At 60.9% G+C, this 15,685-nt stretch carries 11 protein-coding genes; all 11 read right to left on the reverse strand.

Features of this window, described 5'->3' with window-relative positions; all coding sequences use genetic code 11:
- Window positions 1-137 precede the first annotated feature (137 nt).
- Window positions 138-494: a copper-binding protein gene (locus ACNFCI_RS04370; protein ID WP_324816317.1), complete on the reverse strand. Its 357-nt coding sequence runs from the start codon at window positions 492-494 to the stop codon at window positions 138-140.
- A complete protein-coding gene (locus ACNFCI_RS04375; RefSeq protein WP_416767493.1) occupies window positions 491-3,649 on the reverse strand; it encodes an efflux RND transporter permease subunit in 3,159 nt (1,052 codons plus the stop codon). The genes ACNFCI_RS04370 and ACNFCI_RS04375 overlap by 4 nt, the downstream gene beginning before the upstream one ends.
- Window positions 3,646-5,109, reverse strand: a complete 1,464-nt coding sequence (locus ACNFCI_RS04380; RefSeq protein WP_416767494.1) for an efflux RND transporter periplasmic adaptor subunit — start codon at window positions 5,107-5,109, stop codon at window positions 3,646-3,648. The genes ACNFCI_RS04375 and ACNFCI_RS04380 overlap by 4 nt, the downstream gene beginning before the upstream one ends.
- On the reverse strand, window positions 5,106-6,359 hold the full coding sequence (locus tag ACNFCI_RS04385) for a TolC family protein (RefSeq protein WP_324816323.1): 1,254 nt from the start codon (window positions 6,357-6,359) through the stop codon (window positions 5,106-5,108). Before ACNFCI_RS04385 ends, ACNFCI_RS04380 begins: the two co-directional genes overlap by 4 nt.
- A 715-nt stretch (window positions 6,360-7,074) precedes the next feature.
- Window positions 7,075-8,910, reverse strand: coding sequence for a glutamine--fructose-6-phosphate transaminase (isomerizing) (gene glmS / locus ACNFCI_RS04390; RefSeq protein WP_416767496.1), 1,836 nt, complete (start codon window positions 8,908-8,910; stop codon window positions 7,075-7,077).
- A 2-nt stretch (window positions 8,911-8,912) separates the two neighbouring features.
- On the reverse strand, window positions 8,913-9,689 hold the full coding sequence (locus ACNFCI_RS04395) for a DeoR/GlpR family DNA-binding transcription regulator (protein ID WP_084855266.1): 777 nt from the start codon (window positions 9,687-9,689) through the stop codon (window positions 8,913-8,915).
- A 175-nt stretch (window positions 9,690-9,864) separates the two neighbouring features.
- Window positions 9,865-11,232, reverse strand: coding sequence for a bifunctional UDP-N-acetylglucosamine diphosphorylase/glucosamine-1-phosphate N-acetyltransferase GlmU (gene glmU / locus ACNFCI_RS04400; protein ID WP_416767497.1), 1,368 nt, complete (start codon window positions 11,230-11,232; stop codon window positions 9,865-9,867).
- Between the two features lie 113 nt (window positions 11,233-11,345).
- Window positions 11,346-11,771, reverse strand: a complete 426-nt coding sequence (locus ACNFCI_RS04405; RefSeq protein WP_084855264.1) for a F0F1 ATP synthase subunit epsilon — start codon at window positions 11,769-11,771, stop codon at window positions 11,346-11,348.
- A 44-nt stretch (window positions 11,772-11,815) separates the two neighbouring features.
- Window positions 11,816-13,192 (reverse strand): F0F1 ATP synthase subunit beta, encoded by a 1,377-nt coding sequence (atpD, locus tag ACNFCI_RS04410; protein ID WP_023383132.1) that lies wholly within the window; start codon window positions 13,190-13,192, stop codon window positions 11,816-11,818.
- Window positions 13,193-13,219: 27 nt separating this feature from the next.
- Window positions 13,220-14,080: a F0F1 ATP synthase subunit gamma gene (atpG, locus tag ACNFCI_RS04415; protein ID WP_084855263.1), complete on the reverse strand. Its 861-nt coding sequence runs from the start codon at window positions 14,078-14,080 to the stop codon at window positions 13,220-13,222.
- Window positions 14,081-14,128: 48 nt separating this feature from the next.
- Entirely contained in the window at window positions 14,129-15,673 is a 1,545-nt protein-coding gene (atpA, locus tag ACNFCI_RS04420) for a F0F1 ATP synthase subunit alpha (RefSeq protein ID WP_084855262.1), read from the reverse strand.
- Between the last annotated feature and the right edge of the window lie 12 nt (window positions 15,674-15,685).

The following is a 15,685-nucleotide window of genomic DNA, read 5'->3' on the forward strand; positions in this document are numbered from 1 at the left end:
ATAGGAAAGCCCGCGAAGATCGGCGGCGCAACGGATGCCACATTTGATCGACAAAGCACTGTCGTCCCGCCAGGTAGGCGTCCTGGGGGACGACGGAGCTGCCATCGCGTCGCGTTAACCTGCCATTGATGCAGAAGTTACTGCTTGCGGATGTCTACGATCGTCGCGGCATTACCCTCCATGCGGAAGTCGAAGCCAACCTTGTCTCCAACTCCTAACCCTTCAAGCTGCTGCGCTGAGGCTTTGAACCCCATGGTCATCGCCGGCCATTTCAATGCCGCCACCGGCCCATGTGCCAAGGTGACTGTGCCTCGCTCGGTATCGATGGCCTTGATCGTTCCCTCTGCATGAGCCACAGACGCCGCCTGGGTGGCCTTCTTATCCATCCCGTCCATCGGCATGTCCTTCATATCCATGCCGGCCATACCGTTCTGGGCCTGCGCGCCAGCCGCGAAAGCAAATAGCAGCGCAGCGCTGAGGTAGACGTTTTTCATCGGGTTTCTCCTGGTTTGGGATCATGGGTTATTGCGAGATTTCGGCGTCGGATCAGCCAGTACGCCGCGGGAATAACGAACAAAGAGAGCAAGGGGGCCGTCAGCATGCCGCCCACCATTGGCACAGCGATGCGGCTCATCACTTCGCTGCCGGTACCGTCACTCCATAGAATCGGTAAAAGCCCCGCGACGATCACCGCAACGGTCATCGCCTTGGGGCGGATACGCTGTACCGCTCCCTCGCGGATCGCCTCTAGCAGCGCCAAAGGTGTGTACTCGCCATTTGCCTGGCGTTCAGCCCAAGCATTGTTCAGATAGATCAGCATAATCACGCCAAACTCCGCAGCGACTCCGGCCAAGGCGATGAAGCCAACGCCGGTGGCCACCGACAGGTTGAAGCCCATCAGGTACAACAACCACACGCCGCCGGTGAGAGCGAAAGGCAAGGTGCCCATGATCAGCAGCGCTTCGCCGAGACGACCGAAGGTCAGATAGAGCAGAACGAAAATGATCGCCAAGGTCGCCGGTACCACCCATGCCAGGCGGGCATTGGCGCGCTCCAGGTATTCGAACTGGCCGGAGTAGCTCAGGCTCATGCCCGGGTCGAGCTTCACTTCGCGATCCACCATTCGGCGTAGGTCGGTAACCACAGACGACAGATCACGACCACGTACGTCGATGTACACCCAGCCCGAGGGGCGCGCGTTCTCGCTCTTGAGCATCGGAGGGCCATCGGCGATGCGCACGCGCGCCACGGTACCGAGGGTTATCTGCCCGCCTTGCGCCGTGTAGATCGGCAATTGGCGCAAGGCATCGACCGAATCGCGCCACTCCCGGGGGTAGCGCACGCTGATTGGGTAACGAGCCAGCCCCTCGACCGTCTCGCCGATGGTCTCGCCGCCAATGGCACCTGCAACGATGGCCTGCACATCGGCGATGTTCAGGCCATAACGCGCTGCGGCCTGGCGGTCGATATCGAGATCGATGTAGCGCCCTCCGGTCAAACGTTCGGCAAGTGCAGACGTCACACCGGGCACGGTTTTGGCAGCTCGCTCGATGGCCAGGGTTACGCGGTCGATTTGCGCCAGGTCACTGCCAGCGACTTTCACGCCGATCGGGCTCTTGATACCGGTGGCCAGCATGTCGATACGGTTGCGGATCGGTGGAATCCAGATATTGGTCAGGCCTGGTACCCGCACTGTACGGTCAAGCACCTCGATCAATTTGTCGGTGGTCATGCCTGGACGCCACTGATCCTTCGGCTTGAGCCGCACAATGGTCTCGAACATCTCCAACGGCGCCGGGTCGGTCGCTGATTCAGCCCGGCCAGCCTTGCCGAACACACTGGCGACCTCGGGCACGGTTCGGATCAAACGGTCGGTGCGGTGTAGCAACTGCGCGGCCTTTTGTGCAGACAGGCCCGGTAGGGCCGAAGGCATGTACAGCAAGTCCCCCTCATCCAGCGGTGGGAGGAACTCCCCACCCAACTGACTGAACGGCCACAGGCTGCTGGACAAGATTGCCAGCGCGCCAATCAACGTCATCCAGGGGCGGCGCAGCACCACCTCCAGTGCCGGGCGGTACAAACGGATCAGTCCACGGTTGAGCGGGTTGCGCGCCTCTGCCGGCAGTGGGCCACGAATCCAGTAGCCCATCAGCACGGGCACCAAGGTCACCGCCAGCCCTGCTGCAGCAGCCATGGCATAGGTCTTGGTAAATGCCAAGGGTGCGAACAGTCGTCCCTCCTGGGCCTGCAAGGTAAATACCGGTACGAACGACAAGGTGATGATCATCAGGCTGAAGAACAACGCTGGTCCCACCTCGACGGCGGCTTGCGTCATGACTTTCCAATGCTGCTCACCCCGCAGCGGCACCCCAGGGTTGCGTGCATGCCAGGCCTCGACACGCTTGTGTGCGTTTTCGATCATCACCACGGCTGCATCGACCATTGCCCCGATGGCGATGGCGATCCCACCGAGCGACATGATGTTGGCGTTGATTCCCTGATGCCGCATGACGATCAGCGCGATCAATACCCCCACCGGCAACGAGACGATCGCCACCAGCGATGACCGCAGGTGCCAGAGGAAGGCCGCGCATACCAGCGCAACCACGATGAATTCCTCGAGCAGCTTGTCGCTGAGGTTGTCCACAGCACGCTCGATCAGCTGGCTCCGATCATAGGTGGTGACAATATCCACTCCCGCGGGCAAGCTCTTTTCGAGCGTCGCCAGCTTGTCCTTGATGTGGACAATGGCCTCTTGTGCATTCTTGCCACTGCGCAGGATCACAACCCCACCCACGGCCTCGCCCTGGCCATCCAGTTCGCCGATACCACGACGAGCTTCAGGGCCAAGCTGCACTGTAGCTACATCCCCAAGTGTCACCGGTACACCCTTAGCGGCCAGGCGCAGGGGAATGGCGCGGAAATCGTTCAGCGACTGCAGGTAGCCCGACGCACGTACCATGAACTCCGCTTCGCCCTGTTCAAGCACGCCACCACCGGTCTCCTGGTTGGCCTTGGCAATTGCGTCCGTTACCTCACCTTGGGTGATACCTCGACTGGCCATACGCAACGGATCAAGTACCACTTGGTACTGCTTCACCATCCCACCAATGCTCGCAACTTCGGCGACATCCGGCAGGGTCTTGAGCTCGAAGCGCAGGAACCAGTCCTGCAGGCTACGCAGTTGCGCCAGGTCATGGCCGCCCGTGCGGTCGACCAGCGCGTACTGATAGATCCAGCCCACCCCAGTGGCGTCCGGCCCGAGCACCGGCTTGGCCGACACTGGCAGACGCGACTGCACCTGGCTTAGGTACTCAAGGACCCGGGACCGCGCCCAATACAGGTCGGTACCGTCCTCGAACAGCACATAGACGAAGCTGTCACCAAAGGCGGAAAAGCCGCGGACGGTCTTGGCGCCAGGCACCGAGAGCATGGTAGTGGTCAGCGGATAGGTCACCTGGTTTTCGACGATCTGTGGCGCCTGTCCGGGGTAGGAGGTGCGGATGATCACCTGCACGTCCGACAAGTCAGGCAAAGCGTCGATCGGCAGGCTGCGCAGCGAGAATATGCCCCAGGCCACCAGAAACAGCGTGGCAAGCAGCACCAGGATGCGATTGGCCACCGACCAGAGAATCAGTTTCGCGATCATGGCTGGCTCTCCAGCGCGTTGATCTGCTCGATCACCATGCCCTCGTCGCGCTCGCGAATACCGAAGCGGATGCGCTGACCCACTTTCAGTCCGCCAACCAGAGCCGGATCGACCACCGGGAAAGTCATGGTCATTCCAGGCATGCCCAGTGTGAGGAAGGGACCATGGGCTATGGTCAACCGATTGCCTTCGATCTGCACGATACGCCCATCTGCCTCATGCAATGCCGGCGGGGCCGGAACAGGCGGGGTATCCGGCGCAGTCGCGGCTTCGATGCCTTTGAGACTGGCTTCGGAATCGATCAGGAACTGACCGGACGCTACCACCCGCTGACCTGCCTGCAGCCCTTGCAGCACAACAACCTGGCCACCGCTCTCCTGGCCTAGCACCACTTCCACCGGACGAAAGCGGCCTTGATCTTCGGCAAGCATTACCAGATCACGTTTGCCGGTGTGGATCACGGCCTCGGCAGGCAGCAACAGACTGTCATCGGTTTGCCCGGCCAGGTACAAGGCGACTTGCGCAGTCATACCTGGACGCAGCCGCCCATCGGTATTGGGAAGCTCGATGCGTAAGCGCAGAGTACGGCTCTGCACATCGGCGTCAGCCAACACCGCCGTCAGCTTGCCCGGCACCGCTTGACCGGGATAGGCCGCCAGGTATGCCTGCACTGTCTGCCCCTCGCGCAAGCCTTGTGCCTGCGCCTCGGGTACGGCAGCCTCAAGCCAGACATTGGCCACACCATTGATCCGTGCCAGGGTCGCGCCTGGTGTCACGGTCATGCCAGGACGCAGATCCAGCGCTTGGATCACACCAGCGCTAGGCGCAACCAGCGTCACCAGGCTCTGCACCTTGCCACTTCGTGATACCCGGTCAATCAGTTCGGCAGGCATCCCTGCCAACAACAGGCGCTGATGGGCTGCGGCCTGCAGCTGCCTATCACCCGAGCGGTACAGCGCCAGAAATTCTTCCTGTAGGCCTGCCCATTCCGGTGCCAGCACATCCGCCAGTGGGGCCCCTTTGGGCACGACATCACCTGTGGCTCGCCCATAGGTACGTTCGACGAATCCTGCAGTGCGCGCCTGCAGCACGCTGAAGTCGCGTTCATCGAAGGCCAACACACCACTGACCTGCAGCGTACGCTCGAGCCGACCTGGAGTGACTGTTGCCAACCGTACACCAAGGTTCTGCTGTATGCCCGGTGAGATCTGCACAGCAGGCACGGCGTCGTCCGCAGCACTATCGGCGTATTTCGCCACCAGCGGCATATCCATGAACGGCGACTTGCCCGGCGCAGAAAAGTGCTGCTGTGGATACATCGGGTCATACCAGTAGAGAACCTTCTGCTCTCCTACGGTCGGAGTCGTGGTGCCCTGGCCCCGTTGCGCCAACCAATAGCCCGCACCGCCACCGACGGCCAATGCGACTACCACTGCCAGGCCGACAGACGTGTTTTTCATGCTTGCACCTCTCCATATGCGAAGTGCAACCGCGCTGCTGTCGCGGCCAACTGCCCTTGCAAGTCAATTTCCTGTAACCGTGCTTCCAGCCGCTGACGCCGTGCGGCGAGCACTTCACTCAACGCCGATTTGCCGGCCCGATAATCGGACAGCGCCAAGCGCACACGCTCTTCGGCTAACGGCAGCAGCGTTTCGCGACTGCGCACCACCGCTCGCTGCAGGCGCTGATACTCCGCCAGGTCCGCTTCCAGCTGCGCGGTATGTTCACGTAGGGCTGCATCCTGCTCATCCTCCAACTGGCGCACTTGCGCTCGCCGCGCGGCGATCATCGGGTCCTGTCGCGAACCTGCGAACAACGGCAACTGGAAACTGAATTGCACACTCACCATGTTGCTGAAGTCCGGCCCACGGCGCTGATAATCCACCTGCCACCCCCAGTCCGACTTTTTCTCGGCCAGTGCCTGCTGTACCTGGGCTTGCGCTTCCCGTGTCATGGCTCCGTAAGTTGCCAGTTCCGGATGGGCATGGAGCGCATGAAGGTACTCAGAAGCATTCACTGTCCATTGAGGAAATGCCGGTGCTTGCACATCCCCGTCCTGTCCAATCCAACGTTTAAGGGCAGCCCGCGCCTGGGCTGCCTGGCTCAGCAGCAAGTCTCTACGTTCGTCCAGCTGCGCTGCCTCCTGGTTCGGTGCAAGCGCATCGGCTGCCGCTCCTCCTCCTGCGGCCAATCGAGCCTTCACAGCTGAAGCTAACAGGCGATTTTCTTTATATAACGCGTCGAACTGCTCCAGCTTCCGTTGCACTGTATAGGCCGAGATCCATGCCAACGCCGTCGCCGCGCGGACTTTCTGTCGCTCGAAGACTGCTTGGGCATCAGCTCGCTCAACTGCAGCTCTGGCTGTCTCAACCCGCGCCTTGCGTTTGTCACGGTTAGGCACGTCCTGGGAAAGACCGACCGTTTGCATGGTCATGAAGTCCCGGCTGGTACTCCAGCGATCACTGCCGTCTACCGGTAGGTTCTGCACCCCGAGATTAAGCCGCGGGTCGGGCAGTTCACCCGCTGGAACGACCGCGCTGCGGGCCGCCGATACCTGCTCCTGACGTGCTTGCAATGAGGGGGCATTTCGCTCGGCCAGTTGCAGCGCATCGTCCAGCGAAAGCGGAGCTGCCTGCCCCGATAGCGTCGGCAGCAGGCTTACCAGGGCGACCGTTAGCGTTCGTCCTGGATGGAAATGGAGGGGAGTCATGAACATGATTCCTCGAAAAAACCAGCGCACACGCGCATGCCATCATCCACCCGCCCGGGCAGAACAATGGTGTGTGAGGTTTACGAAGAAATCAGGTGCGGGGAGGACGCCAATGATCAGGGGGCGCCCGTGTTACCAGGCTAACGGCGTAGGTATCTGCTGGTCGTGGCGTGGAAAAAGTTAGCGCGGGCTCCAGAAGACTGACTTGCAGTGCGCTCGCCGTTCTACATTCCTGGCCGACCTTGCACGCTTTGGATGCGTGTGGTTTGGACGTCTCCAGCTCCTGGTCCTGACAGCAGTCATGGTCCATACCCGCCATCATCTCCATGCCAATGGCCTCCATCGGGCAAGGCTCGATGGACGACTCGACCCCCGCCATCCCGTTGAGGGGAAGCGCCAAAATGAGCATCAGGACGGTGAGTAGTCTCAGCATGCGAGTCATGTGAGCGAGTGTAGGTGAATTTGGTTAGAACAGCATTAACACTGGGTCGAGGCAGATCCGATCGAGCCTAAGCGCTCTGCGCCAGGGTGGGCCTCTTCAGCTGGGATCAGACAAAAGAGCTAAGCGAATCATCTGGTTGAATTTGCAGAAGCACAGGATACGCAAATAGGGGGACAGGGAGCCCCTGAGGGCTCCCGTGGCTGCTGTGACAGTTCTTGTTGTTCAGTGACAGACGTTATTGTCTCAATCCAGCCCCATGAATATGAAACCGCCTTACTCCACCGTCACCGATTTCGCCAGGTTACGCGGCTGGTCGACGTCAGTGCCCTTGAGCACCGCCACGTAGTACGACAGCAGCTGCAACGGGATGGTGTACAGGATCGGCGCCAGCGCGTCGATGATGTGCGGCACCTTGATCACATGGGTGCCTTCGCCGTTGGTCATGCCGGCCTGTTCGTCGGCGAACACCACCAGCTCGCCACCACGAGCACGCACCTCCTGCAGGTTGGACTTGAGCTTCTCCAGCAGTTCGTTGTTCGGCGCCACGGTGACCACCGGCATATCGCTGTCCACCAGGGCCAACGGGCCGTGCTTGAGCTCGCCGGCCGGATAGGATTCGGCGTGGATGTAGGAGATCTCCTTGAGCTTGAGCGCACCTTCCATGGCCACCGGGTACTGGGCGCCACGGCCGAGGAACAGGGTGTGGTGCTTGTCGGCGAACAGTTCGGCGGTTTTCTCGACGATGCCGTCCATCGCCAGGGCTTCGCCCAGGCGGGTCGGCAGGCGGCGCAGTTCTTCCACCAGTTCGGCCTCGACCCCGGCTTGCAGGGTACCGCGCACCTGGCCCAAGGCCAGGGTCAGCAACATCAGCGAAACCAGCTGAGTGGTGAAGGCTTTGGTCGAGGCCACGCCAATTTCAGGGCCCGCCAGGGTCAGCAGGGTCAGGTCGGATTCGCGCACCAGCGAACTGATACCCACGTTGCAGATGGCAAGGCTGCCCAGGAAGCCCAGCTCCTTGGCGTTGCGCAGCGCCGCCAGGGTGTCGGCGGTTTCGCCGGACTGGGAGATGGAGACGAACAGGGTGTCCGGCTGCACCACCACCTTGCGGTAGCGGAATTCGCTGGCCACTTCCACCTGGCAAGGAATGCCGGCCAGTTCTTCCAGCCAGTAACGGGCGACCATGCCGGCGTGATAGCTGGTGCCGCAGGCGACGATCTGCACGTTACGCACCTTGGCGAACAGCTCGGCAGCCTGTGGGCCGAAGGCCTGTACCATGACATGGTCCTTGCCCAGACGGCCTTCCAGGGTGCGCTGGACCACGTTCGGCTGCTCGTGGATCTCCTTGAGCATGAAGTGGCGATAGGCGCCTTTGTCGGCTGCTTCGGCGCCTTCGTGGTACTGCACGGTCTCGCGCTGCACCTTGTGCCCGGCCTGGTCCCAGATGCTTACCTGGTCACGACGGATCTCGGCGATGTCGCCTTCCTCGAGGTACATGAAGCGGTCGGTGACCTGGCGCAACGCCAGCTGATCGGACGCCAGGAAGTTCTCGCCCAGGCCCAGGCCGATCACCAGCGGGCTGCCGCTGCGCGCGGCGACCAGGCGGTCCGGCTGCTGCTTGCTGATCAGCGCCAGACCGTAGGCGCCATGCAGGCGCTTGACAGCGGCCTTGAGGGCGTCGGTGAGGTCGGGAACGGTCTTGAGGGTGTGGTGGATCAGGTGGACGATGACTTCGGTGTCGGTTTGCGAAGCGAAGACATAACCCAGGTCCTTGAGCTCTTCACGCAGGGCTTCGTGGTTCTCGATGATGCCGTTGTGCACCACCGCCACATCATCGCTGGAGAAGTGCGGGTGGGCGTTGGTTTCGCTTGGCGCACCGTGAGTGGCCCAACGGGTGTGGGCGATGCCCAACTGGCCGGCCAGTGGCTCGGCTGCCACGGCGGCCTCCAGTTCGCTGACCTTGCCAATGCGACGACGGCGTTCGAGCTCACCGGCCTGGGTGAAGACCGCCAGGCCAGCGCTGTCATATCCACGGTATTCAAGGCGCTTGAGGCCTTCGATGAGGATGGCGGTGATATTACGTTCGGCTACGGCCCCGACGATTCCACACATGATTATTGCTCCTGGCTGATCGCGGCGCAGATCAGGTTGATGCCGCGGGCTTGAATCTGTTCGCGTGCCTCCATCGGCAGGCGATCGTCTGTAATGAGGGTGTTGATGCTGCCCCAGGGCAGCTCGAGGTTGGGAATCTTGCGCCCTACCTTGTCCGACTCGACCATGACGATCACTTCCCGGGCCACCTCTGCCATCACCCGGCTCAGGCCGAGCAACTCGTTGAAGGTGGTGGTACCACGGGCCAGGTCGATGCCGTCGGCACCGATGAACAGTTGGTCGAAGTCGTAAGAGCGTAGTACCTGCTCGGCGACCTGGCCCTGGAAGGATTCGGAATGGGGATCCCAGGTGCCGCCGGTCATCAGCAGCACCGGTTCGTGCTCGAGTTCGCTGATGGCGCGGGCGACGTTCAGGGAGTTGGTCATCACCACCAGGCCGGGCTGGCGGCCCAGTTGGGGAATCATGGCGGCCGTGGTGCTGCCGCTGTCGATGATGATGCGCGCGTGTTCGCGGATGCGCCCTACCGCTGCCTTGGCGATCGCTTGCTTGTGGCTCGACACCGGCTGCACCGTTTCCACCAACATCTCCTGGGGGACGGGGATGGCGCCGCCATAGCGGCGTAGCAGCAGGCCGTTGGCTTCGAGCGCGGCCAGGTCCTTGCGGATGGTCACCTCTGAGGTTTCGAAACGCTTGGCCAAGGCGTCCACGCTCACCTCGCCCTGCTCGTTGAGCAAAGCCAGGATATTGTGTCGCCGCTGGGGGGTGTTTCGTTTCGACATTTCGGACTTAAGTTTCGATTCGAAAGATAATGGTTGCAATCAAAACCTAAGACAGGCATTTCGTCAAGCCGTTGTGTTCTTCGTGGGTAACCCACACCCACAAGCTGTATGCACAGGCACAAAAAAGCCGGCTTATTCACATAAGCCGGCCTGTGCATAACCGATTGTGGATAAATCAGTCCTTCTTGATTTTCTCCGGTCGCTTCCAGCCGTCGATGTTGCGCTGCCGTGCCCGGCCGACTGCCAACTGACCGGCTTCAACGGCCTGGTTGATGGTCGAACCGGCAGCCGTGGTGGCGCCGGCCTGGATTTCCACAGGCGCGACCAGCGAATTGTTCGAACCGATGAACACATCCTCGCCCATCACGGTTTTGAATTTGTTGGCGCCATCATAGTTGCAGGTAATGGTACCTGCACCGATGTTGGTGCGCGCACCGACCTCAGCGTCGCCCAGATAAGTCAGGTGACCAGCCTTGGCGCCCTCGCCCAGGTGGGCGTTCTTCAGTTCGACAAAGTTACCCACATGGGCCTTGGCCTCCAGCACGCTGCCAGGGCGCAACCGGGCGAATGGGCCGGCATCGCTGCCCTCACCCATCACAGCGCCTTCAAGGTGGCTGTTGGCCTTGATGATCGCACCCTTGCGCAGGGTGCTGTTCTTGATGACGCAGTTCGGGCCGATCTGGACGTCGTCCTCGATCACCACCTTGCCTTCGAGGATCACGTTGATATCGATCAACACATCGCGCCCAACGGTCACTTCACCCCGCACATCGAAGCGCGACGGGTCACGCAAGGTCACGCCCTGGGCCATCAGGCGACGGCCTTCGCGCAGTTGATAGTGCCGTTCCAGTTCGGACAGCTGGCGACGGTCGTTGGCGCCCTGCACTTCCATCGGGTCATGGGGCTGCTCGGTGGCGACCACCAGGCCATCGGCCACGGCCATCGCGATCACGTCGGTGAGGTAATACTCGCCCTGGGCGTTGTTGTTGGACAGGCGGCCCATCCAGTCGGCCAGGCGCGCCGCCGGCATGGCGAGGATGCCGGTGTTGCCTTCCTTGATCGCCCTTTGCGCCTCGCTGGCATCCTTGTGCTCGACGATCGCCGCTACCTGGCCCTGATCATCGCGAACGATACGGCCGTAACCCGTCGGGTCCTCGAGGTTGACGGTCAACAAGCCCAATTGGCTGTCGCTGACCTTGGCCAGCAAGCGCTGCAGGGTTTCTACCTCGATCAGCGGTACATCACCGTAGAGCACCAGCACGGTGTCTGCGGTAATCGCCGGCAGCGCCTGGGCCACGGCATGGCCGGTACCCAATTGCTTGTCCTGCATGACGAAGTTCAGGTCGTCTGCAGCCAGGCGCTCGCGTACCTGTTCCGCCCCATGGCCGATGACCACGTGGATACCCTTGGGCTGCAGCTGGCGAGCGCTGTGGATAACATGGCCCAGCATGGAGTTGCCGGCGACCGGGTGCAGTACCTTGGGCAACGCCGAGCGCATGCGGGTGCCTTGGCCGGCGGCGAGAATAACGATATCGAGAGACATTGACTGGCTACCAATCCTGGGCGGTCAGTGGCATGACCGTGTAATGGGGATTAAAAAAGAAAAAGGGTAGCCGATGGCTACCCTTTTTCTCAATCTGCATGAAGCCTGCGGTATCAGCCGCCGAACTTCTTGCGGATCTGCTGGACGGTACGCAGCTGGGCTGCGGCCTCGGCCAGACGTGCGGATGCGGCACTGTAGTCGAAATCCGCGCCTTTCTCATGCAGGGCCTTCTCAGCAGCCTTGACGGCTTCCTGAGCGGAGGCTTCGTCCAGGTCGGCTGCACGCTGCACGGTGTCGGCGAGTACCTTGACCATGTTCGGCTGCACTTCCAGGAAACCACCGGAGATGTAGAACACCTCGCGATCGCCACCCTGCTTGGTCAGCGTGATCGGACCTGGCTTCAGATTGGTGATCAGCGGCGCGTGGCCTGGAGCGATACCCAGATCGCCCAGGTTGCCGTGCGCAACCACCATCTCGACCAGACCGGAGAAGATTTCTCCTTCCGCGCTGACGATATCGCAATGGACTGTCATAGCCATCTGCTTGCCTCAACCTGATTAGCGCCCCTTGCGGGGCGCCGGGATTACAGTTTCTTGGCTTTCTCGATCGCTTCGTCGATGCTGCCGACCATGTAGAACGCTTGTTCTGGCAGGTGGTCGTAGTCACCTTTGAGGATGCCGCTGAAGCCAGCGATGGTGTCTTTCAGGGAAACGTACTTGCCTGGCGAACCGGTGAAGACTTCGGCCACGAAGAACGGCTGCGACAGGAAGCGCTGGATCTTACGAGCACGGGCTACCAGTTGCTTGTCGGCTTCGGACAGTTCGTCCATACCCAGGATCGCGATGATGTCCTTCAGCTCTTTGTAGCGCTGCAGAACATACTGGACCTGACGGGCAGTTTCGTAGTGCTCGTTGCCGATCACGTTCGGGTCCAGCTGGCGCGAAGTCGAGTCCAGTGGATCGACCGCTGGGTAGATACCCAGGGAGGCGATGTCACGGGACAGAACGACGGTGGCGTCCAGGTGGGCGAAGGTGGTGGCAGGCGATGGGTCGGTCAAGTCGTCCGCAGGAACGTAAACGGCCTGGATCGAGGTGATCGAACCTTCTTTGGTCGAAGTAATACGCTCTTGCAGAACGCCCATCTCTTCGGCCAGGGTCGGCTGGTAACCTACTGCCGAAGGCATACGGCCCAGCAGTGCGGATACTTCGGTACCGGCCAGGGTGTAACGATAGATGTTGTCGACGAACAGCAGAACGTCGTTACCTTCGTCACGGAACTTCTCAGCCATGGTCAGGCCGGTCAGCGCTACGCGCAGACGGTTTCCTGGTGGCTCGTTCATCTGACCGTAGACCAGCGCTACCTTGTCGAGAACGTTGGAGTCCTTCATCTCGTGGTAGAAGTCGTTACCCTCACGAGTACGCTCACCCACACCGGCGAATACGGAGTAACCGCTGTGCTCGATGGCGATGTTACGGATCAGTTCCATCATGTTCACGGTCTTGCCGACGCCGGCGCCACCGAACAGACCAACCTTACCACCCTTGGCGAACGGGCAGACCAGGTCGATAACCTTGATGCCGGTTTCCAGCAGGTCGTTGCCGCCTGCCTGGTCAGCGAACGAAGGGGCTTTCTGGTGGATGCCACGACGCTCTTCTTCGCCGATCGGGCCAGCTTCGTCGATCGGGTTGCCCAGAACGTCCATGATACGGCCCAGAGTGGCCTTACCAACCGGAACGGAAATGGCAGCGCCGGTGTCGACGACATCCAGACCGCGCTTCAGGCCTTCGGTGGAGCCCATCGCAATGGTACGAACCACGCCGTCGCCCAGCTGCTGCTGAACTTCCAGGGTGGTTTCCGCGCCTTGTACTTTCAGCGCGTTGTAAACACTCGGCACGACGTCACGTGGGAATTCCACGTCGATGACGGCGCCGATGATTTGAACGATACGTCCGCTACTCATAGCTGGATCCTCTGAATATTTGAACCGTTAAACCGCGGCAGCGCCGCCGACGATTTCCGAGATCTCCTGGGTGATCGCAGCCTGACGCGCCTTGTTGTAGATCAGCTGGAGTTCGCTGATCAGGTCACCGGCGTTGTCTGTGGCGTTCTTCATGGCGATCATCCGGGCCGCTTGTTCAGCAGCGTTGTTCTCGACCACCGCCTGGTACACCTGCGACTCCACGTAACGCACCATCAAGCCGTCCAGCAGCTCTTTTGCGTCGGGTTCGTACAGGTAGTCCCAGTGATGCTTGAGTTCCTGATCCGGGGTTGCCACCAACGGTACCAATTGCTCGACCGTCGGCTTTTGGGTCATGGTGTTGATGAACTTGTTCGAAACCACCGAAAGGCGATCGATACGGCCGTCCAGGTAGGCGTCCAGCATCACCTTGACGGAGCCGATCAGATCGTTGATCGATGGCTCTTCGCCCAAGTGGCTGATCGCGGCTACGACGTTGCCGCCAAAGTTGCGGAAGAAAGCCGCACCCTTGCTGCCGATCACGCACAGGTCGATTTCCACGCCCTGTTCGCGGTTTTCGTTCATGTCCTTGACCAGGGCCTTGAACAGGTTGGTGTTCAAGCCACCGCACAGACCACGGTCACTGCTCACCACGATATAACCGGCACGCTTTACAGGGCGCTCGATCATGAACGGGTGGCGGTATTCCGGGTTGGCGTTGGCCAGATGACCGATCACCTGGCGGATACGCTCCGCGTAAGGACGGCTAGCAGCCATGCGCAGTTGAGCCTTGCGCATCTTGCTGACCGCCACTTTCTCCATGGCGCTGGTAATTTTTTGCGTGCTTTTGATGCTCGCAATCTTACTGCGAATCTCTTTTGCGCCTGCCATGTATCACCTATCAGGTTAGCAAGCGGGGGCCAGGGCCCCCGCTGCGGCTTACCAGGTCTGGGTGGCCTTGAACTTCTCGATACCGGCTTTGATACCAGCGTCGATTTCGTCGTTGAAGTCACCCTTCACGTTGATCTTCGCCATCAGTTCGGCGTGATCACGGTGGAAGTAGGCGATCAGTGCTTGCTCGAAGCTACCGACCTTGGAGACTTCTACGTCGGTCAGGAAGCCACGCTCAGCGGCGTACAGCGACAGCGCCATGTCCGCGATGGACATCGGAGCGTACTGCTTCTGCTTCATCAGCTCGGTAACGCGCTGACCATGCTCCAGCTGCTTGCGGGTAGCCTCGTCCAAGTCAGAAGCGAACTGGGCGAATGCCGCCAGTTCACGGTACTGAGCCAGAGCGGTACGGATACCACCGGACAGCTTCTTGATGATCTTGGTCTGAGCGGCACCACCTACGCGGGATACCGAAACACCGGCGTTCACTGCAGGGCGGATGCCCGAGTTGAACATGGCCGATTCCAGGAAGATCTGACCGTCGGTGATCGAGATCACGTTGGTCGGAACGAACGCGGAAACGTCGCCAGCCTGGGTTTCGATGATCGGCAGAGCGGTCAGGGAACCGGTCTTGCCAGTTACGGCACCGTTGGTGAACTTCTCGACGTACTCTTCGGAAACGCGCGATGCACGCTCCAGCAGACGGGAGTGGAGATAGAACACGTCGCCTGGATAAGCTTCACGTCCTGGCGGACGGCGCAGCAGCAGGGAGATCTGACGGTAGGCAACGGCCTGCTTGGACAGGTCATCGTAAACGATCAGTGCGTCTTCACCGCGGTCACGGAAGTATTCGCCCATGGTGCAGCCGGCGTACGGAGCCAGGAACTGCAGTGCGGCGGATTCCGAGGCGCTGGCGGCAACAACGATGGTGTTGGCCAGGGCGCCGGCTTCTTCCAGCTTGCGAACGACGTTGGCGATGGTCGACTGCTTCTGGCCGACGGCCACGTAGACGCAGAAGATGCCGCTGTCTTTCTGGTTGATGATCGCGTCGACCGCCATGGCGGTCTTACCGATCTGACGGTCACCGATGATCAGCTCGCGCTGGCCACGGCCAACCGGGATCATGGCGTCGACCGACTTGTAGCCGGTCTGTACAGGCTGGTCTACCGACTTACGCCAGATAACGCCCGGAGCGACCTTTTCGACCGCGTCGGTTTCGGTGGTGGTCAGAGGACCTTTACCATCGATCGGGTTGCCCAGCGCGTCAACGACGCGGCCCAGCAGGCCCTTGCCGACCGGCACTTCGAGGATGCGACCGGTGCACTTGGCGCTCATGCCCTCGGCGAGGGAGGTGTACGCACCCAGTACCACCGCACCTACGGAGTCTTGCTCCAGGTTCAGTGCCATACCGTATACGCCGCCCGGGAACTCGATCATTTCGCCGTACATGACGTCGGCCAGACCGTGGATCCGCACGATACCGTCGGAAACGCTTACGACGGTACCTTCGTTACGGGCTTGGGAGCCGACATCGAGCTTCTCGATGCGACCCTTGATGATTTCACTAATTTCGGAAGGATTGAGTTGCTGCATTGCTCTGCTGCC

Origin of the sequence: Pseudomonas sp. NY15356 (assembly GCF_048068175.1) — a bacterium.
Lineage (GTDB): Bacteria > Pseudomonadota > Gammaproteobacteria > Pseudomonadales > Pseudomonadaceae > Aquipseudomonas > Aquipseudomonas putida_K.